Origin of the sequence: Paenibacillus sp. FSL M8-0334 (assembly GCF_038000405.1) — a bacterium.
GTDB classification, from domain to species: Bacteria; Bacillota; Bacilli; order Paenibacillales; family Paenibacillaceae; genus Paenibacillus_AQ; species Paenibacillus_AQ campinasensis.
The window spans coordinates 1488365-1502892 of record NZ_JBBOCH010000002.1 but is presented as its reverse complement, the minus strand read 5'-3'; the positions used below and the strand labels follow the sequence as shown (position 1 = coordinate 1502892).

At 54.9% G+C, this 14528-nt stretch carries 10 protein-coding genes; 2 read left to right on the top strand and 8 right to left on the bottom strand.

The annotated features are described in order from the left end of the window. Positions 1-12: 12 nt before the first annotated feature. The 6 genes from narI to MKX64_RS21000 form a co-directional block, all read right to left on the bottom strand. Positions 13-705, bottom strand: a complete 693-nt coding sequence (narI, locus tag MKX64_RS21025) for a respiratory nitrate reductase subunit gamma (protein WP_095397317.1) — start codon at positions 703-705, stop codon at positions 13-15. Beyond that, positions 702-1271 (bottom strand): nitrate reductase molybdenum cofactor assembly chaperone, encoded by a 570-nt coding sequence (gene narJ, locus MKX64_RS21020; RefSeq protein WP_095265331.1) that lies wholly within the window; start codon positions 1269-1271, stop codon positions 702-704. Before narJ ends, narI begins: the two co-directional genes overlap by 4 nt. Then, positions 1264-2796: a nitrate reductase subunit beta gene (narH, locus tag MKX64_RS21015; RefSeq protein WP_095265332.1), complete on the bottom strand. Its 1533-nt coding sequence runs from the start codon at positions 2794-2796 to the stop codon at positions 1264-1266. The genes narJ and narH overlap by 8 nt, the downstream gene beginning before the upstream one ends. Next, complete coding sequence (locus MKX64_RS21010; RefSeq protein ID WP_341037261.1) at positions 2786-6463, bottom strand: nitrate reductase subunit alpha; 3678 nt, start codon at positions 6461-6463, stop codon at positions 2786-2788. The genes narH and MKX64_RS21010 overlap by 11 nt, the downstream gene beginning before the upstream one ends. Before the next feature lie 367 nt (positions 6464-6830). Then, complete coding sequence (ric, locus tag MKX64_RS21005) at positions 6831-7529, bottom strand: iron-sulfur cluster repair di-iron protein (RefSeq protein WP_341037259.1); 699 nt, start codon at positions 7527-7529, stop codon at positions 6831-6833. Between the two features lie 201 nt (positions 7530-7730). After that, on the bottom strand, positions 7731-8036 hold the full coding sequence (locus MKX64_RS21000; RefSeq protein ID WP_095265335.1) for a Dabb family protein: 306 nt from the start codon (positions 8034-8036) through the stop codon (positions 7731-7733). 118 nt (positions 8037-8154) lie between these two features. Here MKX64_RS21000 and MKX64_RS20995 point away from each other — a divergent pair, with 118 nt between their 5' ends. After that, positions 8155-8283, top strand: a complete 129-nt coding sequence (locus tag MKX64_RS20995) for a hypothetical protein (RefSeq protein ID WP_280523034.1) — start codon at positions 8155-8157, stop codon at positions 8281-8283. A 48-nt stretch (positions 8284-8331) separates the two neighbouring features. Here MKX64_RS20995 and nasC read toward each other — a convergent pair whose 3' ends face one another. Then, the gene (gene nasC / locus MKX64_RS20990; protein ID WP_445670848.1) at positions 8332-10458 is read right to left on the bottom strand and encodes an assimilatory nitrate reductase catalytic subunit NasC; all 2127 of its coding nucleotides are present in this window, start codon (positions 10456-10458) and stop codon (positions 8332-8334) included. Between the two features lie 59 nt (positions 10459-10517). After that, positions 10518-12743 (bottom strand): nitrite reductase large subunit NirB, encoded by a 2226-nt coding sequence (gene nirB, locus MKX64_RS20985; protein ID WP_095265337.1) that lies wholly within the window; start codon positions 12741-12743, stop codon positions 10518-10520. Between the two features lie 449 nt (positions 12744-13192). Between nirB and MKX64_RS20980 the strand changes: the two genes are divergently transcribed. Beyond that, the gene (locus MKX64_RS20980) at positions 13193-14419 is read left to right on the top strand and encodes a nitrate/nitrite transporter (protein ID WP_095265339.1); all 1227 of its coding nucleotides are present in this window, start codon (positions 13193-13195) and stop codon (positions 14417-14419) included. Positions 14420-14528: the final 109 nt, after the last annotated feature.

Here is a 14528-nt window from a genome sequence, read left to right as displayed (position 1 = left end):
CCTTCCCTTTAGCTACATGTCATATTTACGGTGCTTTCTATACAGAATATATCGTCTGCCGATATAATTCAACGGCACACTCCACACATGAACAAGCCGGGTGAACGGCCACAGCGCAAAAATGAACAGGCCTGCGGTGATGTGAATTTTAAAAGACAGCGGCACATCGGTCATCAAGCCCGGGTCCGGCCGGAGAATAAAGAGCTGGCGGAACCACACCGACACCGACTCCCGGTAGTTGAAATCCGGCTGCAGCGCATTGGTGACGAGCGTGCTGTACATGCCTGCCGCCACAATGAACAGCAGCAGCACGTTAACGATCATGTCCGAGGCGGAACTGAGCTGTCGCACATTCTTCATCGTGAATCTGCGGAAGGTGAGCAGCACCATCCCGGCCAGTGTCAAAAACCCGAAAGCCCCACCGATATAGACGGCCCCGATGTGATAGAGATGCTCGTTCACCCCGATCGCTTCCATCCAGGACTGGGGAATGCCAAGCCCCGCTACATGGCCGGCAATTACCGGAATGATGCCCATATGAAACATGAGGCTGCCTGCCTTCAGTCTTTTTTTCTCCACGAATTCACTCGACTTTGCTGTCCAATGGAATTGATCTGTCCGGTAACGGTAAATGTGACCAACAACGAAAACCGAAACACAAATATAGGGGAAAATCACCCACAATAACTGATCTATCATCCTCATGTGCCCTGCGCCTCCTGAATGACACACGCCTTAAATGTATCGCGCAGTCCGTTGATAAGATGGAAGTACGGGCTGGCCGCCTCCTTCAGAGCCTGCTGCAAGCGGTAGGTGCCGTCCTCCATAACCGCCAGCATCAACCCCAGGATGTTCGCGGCTTCCTGCTCGTGCCCCCGCCAGTCGGCGGCTGACAGAAACTCGCACATCAGCGGCAAATAATCCGACAGCTCCGTACCTTCGATCTCTAGGCCGAACAGCTCATAGGCCTCTTTAAGGCGGACCAGCAGGGAGCCTCGCTCCCGGCTGTCCTCATATTGGTAGTACGTCATATATAATGTCGTTTTCTTTTGGAAATCAAAGGTCTGCACATACATCTCTTCAATCTGCTCCATGCTGTATGTCTGCATAGCCTCCCAGTACTGCTGCAGTGCAGGGTAAGCAGGATGTCCGGCAATCAGCGCTTCGGCCCAGACCGATGGATGGTAGTCGATCTTTTCCGGATAGGACAGCTGCCGGGCATAAAAGGCGAACAACGCTTGTTGTTCATGCAGCTTCTCGAGATCAATCACGCCATATCCCCCCGTAGAAGTTTTCTTCGTACTGTGTCTTGCCGCCTTTACCGAAGCCTTCCGGTCCGCAGCCCGAGCAGCCGAGACCGAAGCCTTCGTCCCCCTGCGAACGGTATACGTCCATATACGCTTCCTTATGGGAGGTAGGGATGACAAAGCGGTCTTCGTACTTGGCGATTGCCAGCAGCCGATACATCTCTTGGACTTGATGCGAGGTAAGCCCTACCCGTGCCAGCCGGCGTTCATCGAAGTCTGCACCGGAGGAGACCGCACGCATCATGGAGCGCATCATGGCCATTCTTTGCAGCGCCTCCTTGACCGTGTTCGTATCCCCGGCGGTCAGCATGTTTGCCAAATATTGAATCGGTGTCCGCATCTCTTCAATCGCCGGGAAGATCAGGTCCGGATTCGAGATCGAATCCTTGCCTTCAAACACATTCATGATCGGACTGAGCGGCGGAACATACCATACCATCGGCAGGGTCCGGTACTCCGGATGCAGCGGAAACGCCAGCTTGTATTCAATCGCCAGTTTATAGACCGGCGACTTCTGCGCGGCTTCAATCCATTCCTCCGGGATGCCGTCGGCCCGTGCCTGCTCGATGACAGCAGGGTCGCTCGGGTCCAGAAACAGATCGCACTGGGCCTGGTACAGATCCTGCTCATCCGGCATGGACGCTGCTTCCTGAACGCGGTCCGCGTCATACAGCAGCACGCCGAGATAGCGGATGCGCCCGGTACAGGTTTCAGAGCAGACCGTCGGCAGTCCCGCTTCGATTCTCGGAAAACAAAAGGTGCATTTCTCCGCTTTGTTCGTTTTCCAGTTGAAATATACCTTTTTGTATGGACAGCCGGTCATGCAGTAGCGCCAGCCCCGGCAAGCCTCCTGATCGACCAGCACGATCCCGTCCTCATCCCGCTTGTACATCGCTCCGGATGGACAGGAAGCCACGCAGCTCGGATTCAGGCAGTGCTCACACAGCCGCGGCAAATACATCATGAACGTCTGCTCGAAGTTGAACTTGATCTCTTCCTCGATCTTCTCAATATTCGGATCGCGCGGGCCTGTCACATGGCCTCCCGCCAGATCGTCCTCCCAGTTCGGTCCCCACTCCAGATCCATCGTATCTCCGGTTACCGCGGATTTCGGGCGGGCAACCGGCTGGTTATTCTTCTCTCCGGCATTCGTCAGATGCTCGTAATTGTAAGTCCACGGTTCATAATAATCCTTCATCTCCGGCATGTCAGGGTTGTGAAAAATGCTGCCAAGCGCGATTTTGGACAGCCTGCTGCCGGATTTCAGCTCCAGCTTGCCGTTCTTAAGCGTCCAGCCACCCTTGTACTTCTCCTGATCCTCCCAGCGAACCGGATAGCCGATCCCCGGCTTGGTCTCCACATTGTTGAACCAGATATACTCTGCTCCGGGCCGGTTTGTCCAGGTGCTCTTGCAGGTTACACTGCAGGTATGGCATCCGATGCATTTGTCCAGATTCATCACCATGGCCACTTGCGCTTTAATCTTCAAGCCAATCCACCTCTTTCATTTTGCGGACAGCCACGTATACATCCCGCTGGTTTCCGATCGGTCCGTAATAGTTGAATCCATAGCTGAGCTGGGCATAGCCCCCAACGACCTGCGTCGGCTTCACATGGATTCGGGTCGGGGCGTTGTGGCTCCCGCCGCGGTTTTTCGTTATCTCAGAGCCCGGGACATAGATATGTTTGTCTTGGGCATGGTACATGTACATTGTCCCTTTCGGCATCCGGTGACTGACCACAGCTCTCGCGGTGACCACGCCGTTGCGGTTGAATACCTCCAGCCAGTCGTTGTCCTCAATATGATGGGCCGCTGCGTCTTCATTGTTCAGCCATACCGTAGGTCCGCCCCGGAACAGCGTCAGCATGTGCAGATTGTCCTGATACGTGCTGTGGATGTTCCATTTCCCGTGCGGGGTCAAATAGCGCAGCACCAGCGCCTCACCGCTGCCGCTAATCTGCCGGTCCCGAGGGCCGAACACCATCGGCGGAAGTGTCGGTTTATACACTGGAAGCGCCTCGCCAAACTGCAGGAAAATCTCATGATCGATATAAAAATGCTGTCTGCCGGTCAGCGTACGGAAAGGGACAAGACGTTCGATATTCGTAGTGAATGGAGAATATCTTCTGCCCATCTTGTTGGATCCGCTGAATACCGGTGTCGGGATGACCTCACGCGGCTGCGCCGTAATGCTCTGGAATGTGATGCGTTCCGCCGCCCGGTCTGCCGAAATATCCTTCAGCTGCACGCCGGTATCCTGTTCGCACGCCTCCCAGGCACGCTGGGACACCCTGCCATTCGTAGCTGACGATATCGACAGTATGACCTCAGCCGCATCCCGTGCCGTATACAGCTTCGGAAGCCCCTGCTTGATCGACCCGTCCTCGTAGATGCCGTTCACCCGCTTCAGTTCCTCGTATTCCTCCGCAACGGAAAAGCTGACGCCGTGCGCGCCCACCTTGCCTTTGGAAAGAAGCGGCCCCAGCGAAATGAACTTGTCATACACTTTCGTATAATCGCGTTCCACAATCGTCAGATTCGGCATCGTCTTGCCCGGAATTGCCTCAATTTCACCCTTGCGCCAATCTTTCACCATCCCGTAAGGCTGAGCGATCTCACTTACGGAATCATGCGCGAGCGGGGTGGCCACAAGGTCTTTGTGTACGCCGGGCAAATGCTCCTTCGCCATCTCCGAGAATGTCGCGGCAAGCGTTCTATAGATGTCCCAGTCCGACCTCGATTCCCAGAGCGGATCGACAGCCGGATTGAACGGATGCACAAACGGGTGCATATCGGTCGAGGACAGATCCGTCTTCTCATACCAGGTCGCAGCCGGAAGAACAACGTCGGCATACATCGGAGTCGCCGTCATGCGAAAATCAAGGGCAACCAGCAGATCCAGCTTGCCTACCGCTTCTTCCCGCCAGACCATCTCCTTCGGCTTCTGCTCCTCGTTCGGAGCGGAGAGCAGGTTATCCGATGTTCCCAGCAGATGTTTCATGAAATATTCCTGCCCCTTGGCCGAGCTGGATATCAGGTTGGAGCGCCACACAAACATCGTGCGCGGGAAATTCTCCGGCGCATCGGGGTCCTCGGCCGCAAACGTTGTTTTACCGGACACAATCTGCTCATAAGCATGCTTCACAATGTCCTCGTTGCTTGTTTTTCCCTGCCGGTTCGCCTCCTCCGCAAACGCCAGAGAACTCTTATTGAACTGCGGATAGGACGGAAGCCAGCCGAGCCTTGCGGCCAGCACATTATAGTCTGCGGGATGGCTGTAACGTATATCGCCGCCTGTTGGCGATTTCAAGGACTCGGTATCCATCTCCTCATACTTCCATTGATCGGTAGCGAAGTAGAAGAACGAAGTTGCGTTTTGCTGCCGCGGCGGCCCCTGCCAATCCTTAGCGAAGGCTACGGTCGACCAGCCCTCAATCGGGCGGCATTTCTCTTGACCGACATAGTGGGCCCAGCCGCCTCCATTGACCCCTTGGGAAGCGGTAAGAATGACCAGGTTCAGGATAGAGCGATAGATCGTGTCGCTGTTGAACCAGTGATTGATCCCTGCGCCCATGATGATCATGGAACGCCCGCCTGTATCCAGTGAATTTTGCGCAAACTCCCGGGCAATCTGGACCACGATGGAGGCTTTCACACCCGTAATGCTCTCCTGCCAGGCAGGGGTGTACTTCGACGTCGCATCTTCATAACCGCCGGCCTCCAGCTCGCTTCCCGTTCGCCGGATACCGTACTGGCTCAGCATCAGGTCGTACACGGTGGCTGCAAGACACTGCGTTCCGTCAGCCAGCTGAATGGTTTTGGCAGGAATCATCCGTTTGAACGTACCGCCGCCATCGTGATCAAAGTATGGAAAATGAATCGTTTGATAGCTTCCGCCATGAGGCTCAACCGAAAGCGAAGGCGAGATGACCGAGCCGTCCTCGCGCTCCAGAATCAGGTTCCACGGCTTCCCTTCCTCCCAGCGCTGACCCATCGTTCCGTTCGGCACCAGGATTTCCTCCGTCGTTTCATCGATGAGAACCGGCTTCCACTCAGCATGCGGCGGCGACGTTTCCCACAGATCGCTTGCCCGCAGGAAGCGGCCTGCTTTATAACCGTCCTCGAACTCCTCAAGCAGTATTAGAAACGGCATATCCGTATACTGTTTGGCATAATTCAGGAACATCGGCTCCTGACGCTTATGGTAATATTCATCCAAAATGACATGGGTCATGGCTTGGGCAATGGCTGCATCGGTTCCAGGGTTTGGCGCCAGCCAGTTGTCGGCAAACTTCACATTCTCGGCGTAATCCGGGGCAACGGAGACAACCTTGGTTCCCTTATAGCGAACCTCGGTCATGAAATGTGCATCCGGCGTGCGCGTCAGCGGCACATTGGAACCCCACATCATGAGATAGCCGGCGTTATACCAGTCGCTCGATTCCGGAACATCGGTCTGCTCTCCCCAAATTTGTGGAGAAGCCGGCGGCAGATCGGCATACCAGTCGTAAAAGCTCAGCATCTCGCCTCCGAGCAAAGAAATGAAACGGGCACCGGAGGCGTAGCTGATCATCGACATTGCCGGAATTGGCGTGAAGCCTGCGATACGGTCCGGTCCGTATTTGCGTATCGTATATATCAATTGGGCGGAGATCAGCTGGGTCGCATCCTGCCAGGACACCCGGACATGACCGCCCTTGCCTCGCGCCGCTTTGTACTGTCTTGATTTCGCGGGATCCTCCACAATGCTGGCCCAGGCAGCGACAGGATTACTATGCTGCTTCAGCGCCTCATTCCACAGACGCCACAATCGGCCGCGCATATACGGATATTTCACGCGCAGCGGGCTGTACTCATACCAGGAGAACGACGCGCCGCGCGGGCAGCCTCGAGGCTCGAATTCCGGCATGTCCGGCCCGCAGGAAGGGTAGTCGATCTGCTGGTTTTCCCAAGTAATAATGCCGTTCTTCACGAACACCTTCCAGCTGCAGGAACCGGTGCAGTTAACCCCATGCGTCGTTCGCACCACCTTGTCATGCGACCAGCGGCTGCGGTACATGTTCTCCCATTCCCGGCTCTTCTCCTCAAGAATGGACCAATTGTCCGAATAGCTTTCCACCCTTTTGAAGAACCTCAGTCCCTTGTTTCGTTTCATAGGACGCTCCACTCCTTCTGCTTGAATGACGATGATTGGCGGGGAATCAATGCGTCGTCCATTCGTATAATCTTATTATGAAGAAGCGGCCCCCTCCCCTCCTATTAGGGAAACTCCTATATCGCTTGGCGAACTCCCTTGTTTTGCGGATGAATGCCTGTCCCCCTGATCCATCGGGATAACGGTGCTAAGCTTGAAGAAGGGCTGACATGGGGGCATGGGCGCATGGGGGCAACCGGGCATTCTGGCAATCGGGCATTCTGGCACGAAAAAGACCCCGCCGATGGCGAGGTCTCTACTTCTACTCGTGAAATCTATAACTGATACGTGTGCGTTCCAGCCACACCGCGGTATCAAACTCCTCGATTTACATCGCAGCGCGAACGTTTCGGAATAGAATATTGTTCTCCAGATGAATATGGTCATACGTATCTTTCTCCAGAAGGGATAAGCGCTGATAGACAAGACGGTAAGTGCCGCAAGCATCTGCTGGCAGTTCATAATCGCTGGTGACTTCCCGCATTTCTATCAACAGTTGACCAGCCGATTCGTGTTCATCCTCCAGCTCGGACAGATGCGGTTTCAGCGCCGCCGCCGTTTCCGAACCCGGCCCGCTTACAAATTGTGTGATTAATGGGAACACCACCTCATCCTCATCCTGGGTATGATCCAGCAGCTCTCGCTTCAAATCCGAGAACAGCTCCTGTACCCGAAGCAGCTCCGGATGTGCACCTCCATGAACACGCGCCAGCTTCGTAACATAGGGCACCAGCGCAGGCAACTCTTCCATTAGAAAAGCGTGATGCTTCTTCTGGATATGGTCGATCAGCTCAAGCGCTGTCAGTTCGGCCGGACGATGCTGCTGATATTCCGCAAATTTCCGCTCCACAAGCTGTGCTTGCTCCAGCACTTTAACCGGGTCCAGTCCCCGGCCAAGGGCGGCCTCTTCCAATGAAACTTGTCCGCCACAGCAAAAATCAATCCGAAGCTGACGGAATACATCGGCGGTCTGTGGTACGGCTGTCACAATATCAGATACTTGCGTTTGAAGTGTTAATGTACTCATGTTTCACTCCCCCATTCCTGTTGCAATCGTCTTGCTTACCATCAAGTATATAGAAGGAGGTGTCTCCGCTTGTGATTGCCGTCATACCAAATTCAAACGATCTGTGACAGCGGCACCACCTTCGCGGCCATGATCACATTCGCTGCATAATAAAAAAAAGCATTCCCCGACGATCTGTCGGGAAACGCTCCTTGACTTGCGTTATATTTCGTTATAATCAATTTCCAAGAATTGCGTCACTTCCTGCTCCCACCGCTCTTTTACAAACGCCACATGATTCGGGTGAACATTGTAAGCTTCATAATCAGCTTCACTGTCAAACACCATGGAAAAGCCGAAATGATAGGTATTCTTGGGGCTGATCTGCCGGAATACTTGAAAATTCTTTACGGTAGGAATCGCGCTGAGCGCAGTCCGCCCATCCTCCAAAAAGCGCTGCTCTTCTTCTGAACCCTGCTCATGCTTTAATGAAAATATAACGGAATGAATGATGGCATTACTGCTCATATCGAACATCCTTTCTATATTTTGAGTTGTTACTATTATATGGTATAGTGCTGTAAATGAACATCCAGTGATTAGGAGATTCATAGATTTCGTTCATTGCGGATAGGAGTTCGATAGGATGGAGTATCTCAAAAAGGAACTGATTCTCAATCTCACAGTCATCTCGGCCGCGATCGCTGCCATTCTCGGAGCCATTGGCGCGGAGCTAAGTATAAGCAGCTCGGAATTCAGCAATCGTGATGATTGAGACCGGTATCTTTCGACGCGTCCTAACAGATAGGACGAATCCGATCTGTTATAATCGGCGGATTCGAACCGCCGCGGTTTTAAAGCCAGGCATTTTACAATTCGGGTCAAGCTCGGGGCGGGTAGCCCGGTTGACATTTTGGATGCCGCCCCAATGCATCGGCACGAACAGGGTATCCTCACGGATATGCTCCTTGATTCGGCTTCTCACCTTGAAGCTGCCGAACTCCGATTGGATCAGCACCCATTCCCCATCCTGGATGTGATAGCGCTCTGCCGTATAAGGATGCAGCTCCACGAAATTCTCCAGCTCTCGTGCAGCAAGCGACGGGCTTCTCCGGGTCTGTACTCCGGTCAGGTAATGATACAGGACCCGTCCGTTTGTCAGAATAAGAGGATACGCCTCGTTCACACCGGCCCAAGCTGGACCTTGATCCGCGGTGAACACCGCTTTTCCATCGGGGTGGGCAAACTTATCGCGGAAGAGCAGCCCGCTGCCTTCCTCCTCCGTCGAAGGACACGGCCAGTATATCCCTTCCTCCCGGCGCAGCCGGTCGAACGTGATCCCATAATAGTCCGCAATCCCTCCCTTGCTCGCCAGTCTCAGCTCGTTGAAGATCGCCTCAGCATCCTTGTAACGAAAATACCTGCCCTTGCCCAGCGCCTCTGCAATCGAGCAGAGGATGTCCCAATCATGCCGAGCCTCACCCGGTGCCGGACGCGACGCTTCTCGCAGCAGCACCCTGCCTTCCAGATTGGTCAGCGTCCCTTCATTCTCCATGTAGGACGTCACTGGCAGCACCAGATCGGCCATGCGGGCTGTTTCGGACATGAGCATATCGGCCACCACCAGAAAATCAAGTTGTTTAAGTGCTTCGGCAACCAGCTCTGCATTCGGATTGGATACGATTGGATTGGAGCCCATCACGAACAAGGACTTTATCACGCCCTGATGCACCAGCTCCATCATCTCGTAGGCAGACACCCCTTTCCCCGGCAAGCTGGAAGGCTCCACTCCCCATACGGAAGCGATGTAGGCACGGTCCGCTTCATTCTCAATGGATCGGTAGCCCGGAAGCTGGTCTGCCTTCTGGCCATGCTCCCGTCCTCCCTGGCCATTGCCCTGGCCGGTAACGGCCCCGTAGCCGCAGCCTTCCCTCCCGATTTTGCCGGTTGCAAGCACCAGATTGAGGAAATGACGAACCGCCAGATGGCCATCCGTTTGCTGTTCAACGCCCCTGGCTGTCAGCACCATGCCCGTCTCTGCCATGCCAAAAGCGCGGGCAGCTTCCCGGATCATCCCCGGCTCCACCCCGCATCTTGCTGCAGCCACATCCACATCAACCTTCGCCATGTATGCGAGCAGATCGTCATAACCATTCGTTCGGCTGCGAATGAACGCTTCGTCAATCAGCCCCTCCTCCATCACGACTTTCAGCAGAGCGTTCGCAAGCGATAGATCCGTTCCCGGACGGATCTGCAGATGCAGATCCGCCGCTGCTGCGGTCGCCGTTCTCCTCGGATCGATGACAATCAGCTGTGCACCTGCCTCCTTCGCCTCGTTAAAATAAGGCATCAGGGTGGGCTGACACTCGGCAATGTTGGTGCCCGCCAGAATAATGCACTTCGCCAGTGGAATATCCGCCAGCCGGAAGGTTAACCCCCGGTCCATGCCGAATGTTTTGACACCGGCAGACGCAGCAGCCGACATGCAGAAGCGGCCGTTATAATCGATATAGCGGGTGCCGAGCGCCACTCTGGCGAATTTCCCCAGCAAGTATGCCGTTTCATTGGTGAGTGAACCGCCGCCGTACACGCCCAGCGCATCCGGACCGTGCAGCGCGGAGGCCTCCTGAAAACGGCCGGCGATTTCCGCAATCGCCTCATCCCAGGTGCAAGGCACAAGGTCCCCGTCTCTGCGGATGAGCGGATGCTGCAAGCGTTCCGAGTGCAGCGCATGCTGGTGGGCGTTCATTCCCTTCACACAGGCTCGCCCCTGGGTGGCTGCGTTCGGCACGCCCTCCACACTGAACGCTGCCCGCCGCTGACCGGCAATGCTTTCGGAAACCTCCTCCACCGATATTTTGCACTGTACGCTGCAGAATGGGCACTGTGTAGCCGCTTCGGGCCGTGTGCCTGCATAGGCAAATGTTTGTCTCTGTTTCACTCTCCACACCTCTTCCTATCATTGATGGAGTTTCCTATATGACACATGTTTGAATCGTAGTCAGTGAATCATCCAAGCACCTTCGCCTCATAACGATGGCCTGACGCCAGGTTCGCATCATACCGCTTGCTGTTTCCGATCAGCTTGTCGGCAAGCTCTTGCTGCAGGCATGCATCCAGCACATGTTCCCGGATCGGTACGATGCCTTCGCGATCCACCCATTGCCACAGCGGCTCGCCAAACCGGCTCTTCTGGCGATACCACTGCAGACAAGCCGAGGCGAGCCGCACCGCCTCCCCCGCCTCTTCTGCCAATCCGACAAGCTGGGCTTCTCGTACAGGATGCTGCGCATGTCCGCCCAGATACACCTCCCAGCCAGCGGGAGAAGCTGCGATGCCGATCCCCTGCACGAGGACGCTGACGGCGCCATGCGTGCTCTCCGCTATGCCCGCCGTCACCGGATAGGGCAATGACAGATTCGCCCAGTCCCTCATCAGCTGTTCCTCGATCCAGCGCATCCCCCTTTCAACATCGGCGTCCGTCCGCTCCGCGGGGTCCCCGGTCCGAATGTGCACACCGCGATAACTCGTATCCTCGGGTGCCGAGTCGGAAGCGCCAACAGACTGAACGGTCTCCGGATTCCCTATACGATCCACAGCAGCCAGTTCAGCATAATAGCGCACAGCCGGACGGCATATGCCGCAGCCAGCAGGATTCGCAAACCCCAACGCTCCCATCAGGTCGGATATGGAAGCCGGTGCCTGCAGCATCGCTTCGTCAATAGCTTGACGCAAGGCCGCATGGCTCAGGTCTGTGCAGCGGCATACAGCTTTAGCTGACGAGCGGTCTGCAGTGTTCGACCTCGACTTCTGGCTCCGTTGTCGTTGTCCCCCTGCCTTCGCCAGCTTCACTAGCGCTGCGACCGCTGGTGCGCAGCCTCCGCAAGAGCCGGAAGCCTTCGTGCTCGCTTTCACCTCGGCGACCGTCTCAAGTCCGTCAGACAGAATGGCCTGCATAATGATCCCTTTGCTGACCCCGTTGCAGGAGCAGACTGTCTCATGTTCCGGCAGAGCATCTGCTGCAGCCTCGGCTGCGGTCATCCCTCCCGCCTCCTCCCGGATCAGCTCGGATACAGGGGCTGCACGCTTCACCAATCCCAGAAGAGATGGGCCTTCCGATGGATCACCGAACAGAATAGCCCCTGCCACTATGCCATGCCGCATCGTGACCTTCTTATACGTCCCGTCAATCATGTTATAGGATTGCATGGCCGTATCGATATTCTCCCCGCCAATTTCACCGACAGAGAAGACGTCTACCCCGGACACTTTCAATTGAGAATACGGAATAGACCCGGTATAAGGCGGCGTATCCATCCCGCACAGCACCCGGGCCAGCACCTTGCCTTGTTCATACAGCGGAGCAACCAGCCCGTAGCTGATTCCGCGATGCTCGGCGCACTCGCCCACCGCATAGACATCGGGGACATTCGTTCGCATATAATCATCCACAACTATAGCCCGCCGGGTATGAATGCCGCTTCTCATCGCAAGCTCGATATTCGGCCGGATTCCGACTGCCATCACAACCATATCCGCATCGAGGATTGCGCCGTCGGAGAAACGAAGTCCCTTGACCTTCGCTCTTCCTGTAATTCGGGTGGTCTCCCGGGACAGATGAAATCGCATCCCCTGTTCCTCAAGCTGCTTCTGCAGCATACGGGCCGACATCGCATCCAATTGACGATTCATTATATAAGGAGCGTTATGAATGACATCGACCTCGAGGTTCAGATTCAGCAAGCCGCGAGCCGCCTCCAGCCCCAGCAAACCTCCGCCGATGACAGCCGCTTTGGAACTGGTGTTGGACAATTCCTTCATCTTGACGCAGTCATCCACCGTTCGAAATGTCAGAACGCCTGCTTTATCCGTCCCGGATATCGGCGGGATGAAGGGTGTCGAACCGCTTGCCACAATAAGTGCATCATAACTCTCCTTCATCCCGGAGACGGTCTCTATATAGCGGGATTGTGTATGGATAAAGGATACCGTCTCACCAGCGTGAAGCCGGATTCCGTGCTGGTCGTACCAGGACCAGTCATTCAGAACAATGTCCTGAAAAGCATGCTGCCCCTCGAGAACTTTGGATAACAGGATACGGTTATAATTGGGGCGCGGCTCGGCACCAAACACGATGATTTCATACCGTTCAGGCGCAAGCTTCACGATTTCCTCGATGCACCGGACCCCTGCCATACCATTGCCAACTACAATCAACTTCTTTCTCTTGTTCATGCGGCCGCCTCCACCCTGTGTTAATTCGATGTCAGAAAATATAAAAGCCCTTTTCCGTTCGTTCAGGAAAAGGGCGCCGTTGCCTCAAAGCCGATACACCATTGTATCCGACTCTCACATATCATTTAACTTATATGAATTCAGTATAGCTCAAGATTTATATATGTCAATAATTCTAACACATAATCCCTTTATTTTATTCAAAATTTTATTTTTCGAAATTTTATGTAATATATATTGACATTCAATAATGATAATATCTATAATGTGAATCAAAATCACAACGCTGTGATCAGCGAGTGCGGCAGCACAATGAAGTGCCCCGCATAACGGCAATGAGGCCGCAAAACGTTCTTTTCATTGGACGTTTTGCGGCCTTTTCTGCCTGGAGAGAAGCCTATAAAAATGATCGTAAACAAAGAATTTCATTGGATGAGGAGTGACGAGAAGTGGAGAAGAAGGGATTTTGGCAAAGCGGGCACAAGCCCACACTGTTTGGTGCGTTTCTGTATTTTGACATCAGTTTTATGATTTGGAGCATGCTCGGTCCGCTGGCGGTTGTCATTGCAGCCGATTACCCGATGGACCCGGTGCAAAAAGCCAATCTGGTAGCACTGCCGGTATTGGGAGGCTCCATACTCAGACTGGTGCTGGGCGTTCTCGCCGACCGGATCGGCCCCAAGCTGACCGCCCAGATCGGCATGCTGATAACGCTGGTTCCACTGCTGCTTGGCTGGCTGTGGGTCAGCTCGCTGGATCAACTGTATGTTGTTGCTATGCTGCTTGGCGTCGCAGGCGCTTCATTCGCAGCTGCACTTCCCCTCGCTGGGCAGTGGTATCCGAAAGAGCATCAAGGCCTCGCGATGGGCATTGCAGGGGCTGGCAACAGCGGTACGGTGCTGGCCACCTTGTTTGCCAACCGGCTGGCCCAGCATTTTGGCAGCTGGGAAGTCGTTTTCGGTCTGGCTATCATTCCAGTCACGCTGGTGTTCATCTATTTCAGCCTGTTCGCCCGCAACAGCCCGAATCGGCCTGCGCCGAAGAAAATGTCCGAGTATGCCAACGTTCTGAAGCAGCGTGATACGTGGGTGTTCTGCGCCATGTACTGCGTCACCTTCGGCGGTTTTGTCGGACTTGCCAACTACTTGACCATCTTCTTCAACACCCAATATGGGCTTACCCCTGTACAGGCAGCGGATATTACAACCATCTGCGTCATTGCCGGCAGCTTCTTCCGTCCGGTGGGTGGATTTCTCGCTGACCGGATTGGCGGATCGCGCATGCTGATGATGCTGTATTCCGGTGCCGCCATCATGCTGCTTGGCGTCTCCTTCCTGCCGCCGCTCCTGCTGGTTGTCATTATGCTGTTCCTCGGCATGATGTGCCTGGGGGCTGGCAACGGCTCGGTATTCCAGCTCGTTCCCCAGCGTTTCGGAGCCGAGATCGGGCTGGTGACCGGCATCGTCGGCGCAGCCGGCGGTTTGGGCGGTTACGCGCTGCCGCTCATTCTCGGACGCCTGTATCAGGCTACGAACTCCTATACGCCAGGCTTTATCATTTTGGCGATCATTGCTGCCGGTTCGCTGGCACTGACCCTTATTATGCAGATAAAATGGCGCAGAAGCTGGTCCAGCCAGCTTCAGACCGGAGCACAAACCAGCTCCGTCAAGATCTGAGTTCCGGACGGACGGTCAAATACACCGACCAAGCGATAATGACAACAAGGTCGACAGCAGCGCTCTTGATGTGCGCATGCTCTCGACCTTGTTTTTATACTAGATGACT

Bases quoted from the DNA above. Each gene is read 5' to 3' on its own strand.
- MKX64_RS21000 (WP_095265335.1), bottom strand. From the start codon at position 8,036: ATGAGCAGTAATGCCATCATTCATTCCGTTATATTTTCATTAAAGCAT.
- MKX64_RS20995 (WP_280523034.1), top strand. From the start codon at position 8,155: ATGGAGTATCTCAAAAAGGAACTGATTCTCAATCTCACAGTCATCTCG.
- MKX64_RS21010 (WP_341037261.1), bottom strand. From the start codon at position 6,463: ATGAAACGAAACAAGGGACTGAGGTTCTTCAAAAGGGTGGAAAGCTAT.
- ric (WP_341037259.1), bottom strand. From the start codon at position 7,529: ATGAGTACATTAACACTTCAAACGCAAGTATCTGATATTGTGACAGCC.
- narI (WP_095397317.1), bottom strand. From the start codon at position 705: ATGAGGATGATAGATCAGTTATTGTGGGTGATTTTCCCCTATATTTGT.
- nirB (WP_095265337.1), bottom strand. From the start codon at position 12,743: ATGAACAAGAGAAAGAAGTTGATTGTAGTTGGCAATGGTATGGCAGGG.